At 71.7% G+C, this 4,874-nt stretch carries 6 protein-coding genes; 4 read left to right on the top strand and 2 right to left on the bottom strand.

Annotated features, from left to right (window positions below; genetic code table 11):
• The 4 genes from AIIKEEIJ_RS12590 to tatB all read left to right on the top strand — a co-directional run.
• Nucleotides 1–318: sigma-70 family RNA polymerase sigma factor (locus tag AIIKEEIJ_RS12590; protein ID WP_161995779.1), on the top strand; the 318-nt coding region annotated here is incomplete at its 5' end.
• A gap of 16 nt (nucleotides 319–334) precedes the next feature.
• Nucleotides 335–688: a zf-HC2 domain-containing protein gene (locus tag AIIKEEIJ_RS12595; protein ID WP_029542469.1), complete on the top strand. Its 354-nt coding sequence runs from the start codon at nucleotides 335–337 to the stop codon at nucleotides 686–688.
• Between the two features lie 190 nt (nucleotides 689–878).
• Nucleotides 879–2,330 carry a S1C family serine protease gene (locus tag AIIKEEIJ_RS12600; RefSeq protein WP_037201547.1) on the top strand — a complete coding sequence of 484 codons (1,452 nt, stop codon included), beginning with the start codon at nucleotides 879–881 and terminating at the stop codon, nucleotides 2,328–2,330.
• Nucleotides 2,331–2,414: 84 nt separating this feature from the next.
• Nucleotides 2,415–2,795: a Sec-independent protein translocase protein TatB gene (tatB, locus tag AIIKEEIJ_RS12605; protein ID WP_006938788.1), complete on the top strand. Its 381-nt coding sequence runs from the start codon at nucleotides 2,415–2,417 to the stop codon at nucleotides 2,793–2,795.
• A 70-nt stretch (nucleotides 2,796–2,865) separates the two neighbouring features.
• Here the strand turns inward: tatB and AIIKEEIJ_RS12610 are convergent, their stop codons facing one another.
• Nucleotides 2,866–3,999, bottom strand: a complete 1,134-nt coding sequence (locus tag AIIKEEIJ_RS12610) for an Mrp/NBP35 family ATP-binding protein (RefSeq protein WP_006938786.1) — start codon at nucleotides 3,997–3,999, stop codon at nucleotides 2,866–2,868.
• Between the two features lie 25 nt (nucleotides 4,000–4,024).
• Nucleotides 4,025–4,874: lytic murein transglycosylase (locus AIIKEEIJ_RS12615; protein ID WP_238406328.1), on the bottom strand; the 850-nt coding region annotated here is incomplete at its 5' end.

Consider the following 4,874-nt stretch of genomic DNA (forward strand, 5'->3'; position numbering starts at 1 on the left):
CACCTCGGGCACGTGCTCAACGTCGTCCGCAACGTGGACTACGACCGCGTGCCCTCCGAGGGCCCCGACCCCGAGCAGATCTACCACGATGCCCGGCTCGGCGCCGACCTGCAGTCCGCCCTGGACTCGCTGGCGCCGGACTATCGTGCTGCTGTCGTCCTGTGTGACATCGAAGGCCTGTCCTACGAGGAGATCGGTGCCACACTGGGAGTCAAGCTCGGCACGGTGCGCAGCCGCATCCATCGCGGACGGCAGGCGCTGCGTGAGCACCTGCGCGAGCATGGGAAGGTCGAAGTCGGTCGAGTCGATGCGGGGTAGCCGCCAGGAGGATTTCATGACGAGGGCACACCCGACCCGCCGGTTCGGTTCCACGGAGCACCTGGCGAGTGAGGCTGTGGCAGCGTACGTGGACGGCGAACTGCGGATGAACGCGTATCTCCGGGCGGCCGAGCACCTGGCCGTGTGCCCGGAGTGCGCCACGGAGGTCGAGGCCCAGCAGCAGGCCCGGCGCGCGTTGCGCGACGCCGCCCGGACGGCGCCGCCCCCGATGCCGAGTTCCCTCCTGGGTGCCCTCGCCGACATCCCGCAGCACCACCAGGACCTGTCCGCGCCCGGCTTCGGGGGAGTGCTGGCGGCCGACCAGTCCTGGCCCGCCGGGCGGCGCTGGCCGATCCGTTGGCGCCGTTGACGGTGCTCGCGTCCTTCCGCGCCGTGATCGACCCGCGACGGTCGGTGGCGGTGCCACCGGTGCCATCGGTGATACTGGGCACCGTGACTGACGGACACGGGGGAGACGGGCACGCGTGACAGCGGAATCAGTGGAGTCCGAGCGCCGGGCCGCCTCGACGTCGGACACGGACGGCGCTCCCGCGCCGGGCGTGTCGCACCGCGCCGACGCCCCGCGCCTGCAGCCTCGCCCGGTCTATCGCCCGGACGTCGACGCCGCCGCCAGCAGCGTCTTCGGTCGGCCGGCCGGTACGACGGGCTCGTTCGGCCGGTCCGCCGAGGAACGGGCCGCGGAGCCGCGGGTCGGCCACGGTGCGCCCGCCGACCCGGTGCTGGCCGAGGCGTTCGGCCGACCCGTGGGCACCTCCGAGATCCTGCAGCGGCCCCCGGCCGACCCGGATGCCGAGACCGATGCGGACGGCCCCGAGCCCGACCCGTGGCGCGACCCCACGACGAACGTGCGCCTGGGCGCGCCTGCGCAGGCCCGCGACGAGCGCCCGTTGCCGCCCGCCCCCAAGCTCACGCTGCGGGAAGTCCTCTTCGGCGGTCGGATCGAGACCCGCGCCCTCGCGACGCTGGCGGCGGTCGCGCTGACCATCGGCATGATCGGCGGTCTCGTCGTCGCGCTGATCACGTCCGACACCGGCTCCCTCACCAGCCGCAGCGTGACGCTGGCCCAGGTGGAGCAGGACGGCGACCTGCCGACCGGGCAGGTGGCCCGCGTGGCCGACGCGGTGCTGCCCGCCGTCGTCTCCATCCAGGTCACCGTCGGCGACGAGTCCGGCACCGGGTCCGGTGTCGTGATCGACGGTGCCGGATACATCGTCACCAACAACCACGTGATCTCGATGGCCGCGACCGGTCCGGACGCGAAGATCCAGGTCACCTTCAACGACGGCACCAAGGTGCCCGCACAGATCGTCGGGCGCGACATCAAGACCGACCTGGCAGTGCTCTCCGTCGACGTGGACAACCTCACGGTCGCCGAACTGGGCCGTTCCGGGGACGTGCAGGTCGGTGAGGACGTCATCGCCGTGGGTTCGCCGCTCGGGTTGAGCAAGACCGTCACCCGCGGCATCGTCAGCGCCCTCAACCGGCCGATGCGCCTGGGCGGTCAGGGCACCGACACCGACGCCGTGATCGACGCGGTGCAAACCGACGCCTCCATCAACCCCGGCAACTCCGGCGGCCCGCTCGTCGACGCCGAGGGCCGCGTCATCGGCATAAACTCGGCCATCAAGACCGAGACCGGCGGTTCCGTCGGTCTGGGGTTCGCCATTCCCATCGACGACGTCACCGCCGTCACCCAGGAACTGATCCGCACCGGCGCGATGCGTCATCCGGAGATCGGCGTCAACGCCCGCAGCGTCGTCAACGACGTCGCCAGCGGCGCCGAGGTGGCCAACGTGCAGGAGGGCAGCCCCGCGCAGCAGGCCGGGATCGTCGAGGGCGACGTGATCGTCAAGGTCGGGGACCGCGAGGTCACCAGCGCGGACGAGCTGGTCGTCGCGGTCCACGCCCAGAAGATCGGCGAGCCGGTGACGGTGCAGCTGGTCCGCTCGGGCCGTCTCGTGGACGTGCAGGTGACCCCGCAGTCCGACTGACCGTCGGCTCCCTGTTCGCTGGGAATTCGCTGTGACCTGGGTCCTCCGGGCTGCGAACGGCGCGGCACCACGTACCCTGGAGCGGTGTTCGGCAACATCGGTTGGGGCGAATTCATGGTCCTCCTCGTCGCGGCGCTCGTGGTCCTCGGCCCCGAGCGGCTGCCCGGCGCGGTGTCGTGGGTGACCAAATCGCTGCGGCAGGTCCGCGACTACGCGTCCGGCGCGAAGGAGCAGCTGAAGGAGGAGCTGGGCCCCGAGTTCGACGACCTGCGTCAACCCCTGTCCGAACTCAACGAGCTGCGCGGCATGACGCCCAAGGCGGTCATCACCAAGCACCTGCTGGACGGCGACGACTCGCTGCTCACCGGCAACTTCGACAAGCCCGGCACCAAGCCGGTGAGCAAGCCCGTCCCGCCGCCGCTGGCGGCCGGGGAGAAGCCCCCCATCGACTCCGACGCGACGTAGGCCGCTGCGCGGCCGGTGTGTCCTTCGGGCGGCAGGAGCAACCTAAAGGGCACACCGGCGCCGCAGGCGCCTACAGGTGGCGGGTGGTGTCGATCCCCAGCGACATGCCGGCCAGGCCGCGGCGCCGCACGGCGAGCTTCTCGGCGATCTCGCGCAGCGCCGTACCCGCAGGCGACTCGGGGGCGCTGAGAACGATCGGGGTGCCGGCGTCGCCGGCCTCGCGCACCGCCGGATCGAGCGGGATCTGGCCCAGCAGCGGGACGGTCGCGCCGACGGCGCGGGTGAGCCGCTCGGAGACGGCCTGACCGCCGCCCGTGCCGAACACGTCCATCCGGGTACCGTCGGGCAGTTCGAGCCACGACATGTTCTCCACGACGCCGACGATGCGCTGGCGGGTCTGCAGCGCGATGGAGCCGGCCCGTTCGGCGACCTCCGCGGCGGCCTGCTGCGGCGTGGTGACGACGAGGATCTCGGCGCCCGGGATCAGCTGCGCGACGGAGATCGCCACGTCGCCGGTGCCGGGCGGCAGGTCGAGCAGCAGCACGTCCAGATCGCCCCAGAACACGTCGGCGAGGAACTGCTGCAGCGCACGGTGCAGCATCGGCCCGCGCCAGACCACGGGCGTGTTGCCCTGGGTGAACTGGGCGATGGAGATCATCTTCACGTCGTGCGCGACGGGCGGCATGATCATCCGCTCCACCTGGGTGGGCTTGGCGTCGGTGCCGAGCATCCGTGGGATGGAATGGCCGTAGATGTCGGCGTCGAGCACGCCGACGGACAGGCCCCGCGCGGCCATCGCGGCGGCGAGGTTGACCGTGACGGAGGACTTGCCGACCCCGCCCTTGCCGGACGCCACCGCGTAGACGCGGGTGAGCGAGCCGGGCTGGGCAAACGGGATGACCGGCTCGGTGGAGTCGCCGCGCAGCGACTTGCGCAGCTCGGTGCGCTGCTCGTCGGTCATGACGTCGAGCTCGACGCGCACGGCGGAGACCCCGGCGACGTCGGCGACGGCCTTGGTGACGCGGTCGGTGATCTCGGTGCGCAGCGGACAGCCGGCGGTGGTCAGGTAGATGCCGACGTCGACGCTGCCGTCGCCGCCGATCTCGATGCTCTTGACCATGCCGAGCTCGGTGATGGGCTTGCGGATCTCGGGATCCTGGACCCGCGCCAGGGCGCTGCGAACGTCGGACTCGCTGACTGCCATGGCATCAATCGTAGGTGGCGCCCGATCAGTGGATGCGCGGCAGGTCCGCCGCGCTGGGGGTGACACCGGTCGAATAGGCGGCCGACCAGGCGAGCACGTTGGCAACGTATGCCATGGAGTTGTTGTAGCGATGGATGGCCTTGGTGGCCTGCGCGATGTCGTGCATGTTGTTTCCGCCGTCGCACAGGTACTTGGCGGTGGTGAGGGTGGAGTCGTACAGGTTCTGCGGGTCGGCGTCGCCGTCGCCGTCACCGTCGCCGGCGTAGAGCTTCCACGTGGACGGGATGAACTGCATGGGGCCGACCGCCCGGTCGTAGACGGTGTCGCCGTCCAGGGTGCCGCCGTCGGTGTCACGGATGACGGCCTGGCCGCGCAGGCTGCCGTCGAGGGGCAGGCCGATCACGGGTTCGAGAAGGTTGCCCTTGTCGTCGGCCTTGCCGCCCTTGGCGTGGCCGGACTCGACCTGGCCGATGCCGGCGAGCAGCGTCCAGTACATGTTGCAGCCGGGGTTCTCGGCGGCGAGGATCCGCTCGGCGTTCTGGTAGGCGGCGAAGTTGATGCCGGGGATCCCGAGGGGGCCGGGCTGCAGCGGCGCCGGGGCGGCGGGTGCGGGCTCCGGGGCGGGCGCGGGGGCCGCCGCGGGTTCCGCGGTAGGCTCCGGGGCGGTCATGAGGGCGGCTGCGGCGGCGACGTCGCGGGAGACCCCGTCGGCGACGTAGGTGGTCTCGGACGCGGCGGTCACGGGCTCGGCCACCGCTTCGGTGTCCTGGACGCCGAACAGGGTCTTCGGGCTCGCACCGGCGCTGGTGGCGGCGGCGACCACGCCGACCGGAACCAGTCCGGTGAGGGCGATGACCGAATTGCGGCGAAGCTTG

This window comes from Rhodococcus sp. YH1, assembly GCF_009939605.1.
GTDB classification, from domain to species: domain Bacteria; phylum Actinomycetota; class Actinomycetes; order Mycobacteriales; family Mycobacteriaceae; genus Rhodococcus; species Rhodococcus aetherivorans.

Excerpts from the sequence above, each read along its gene's own strand:
- AIIKEEIJ_RS12595 (WP_029542469.1), top strand. The coding sequence starts at position 335 with ATGACGAGGGCACACCCGACCCGCCGGTTCGGTTCCACGGAGCACCTG.
- AIIKEEIJ_RS12610 (WP_006938786.1), bottom strand. The coding sequence starts at position 3,999 with ATGGCAGTCAGCGAGTCCGACGTTCGCAGCGCCCTGGCGCGGGTCCAG.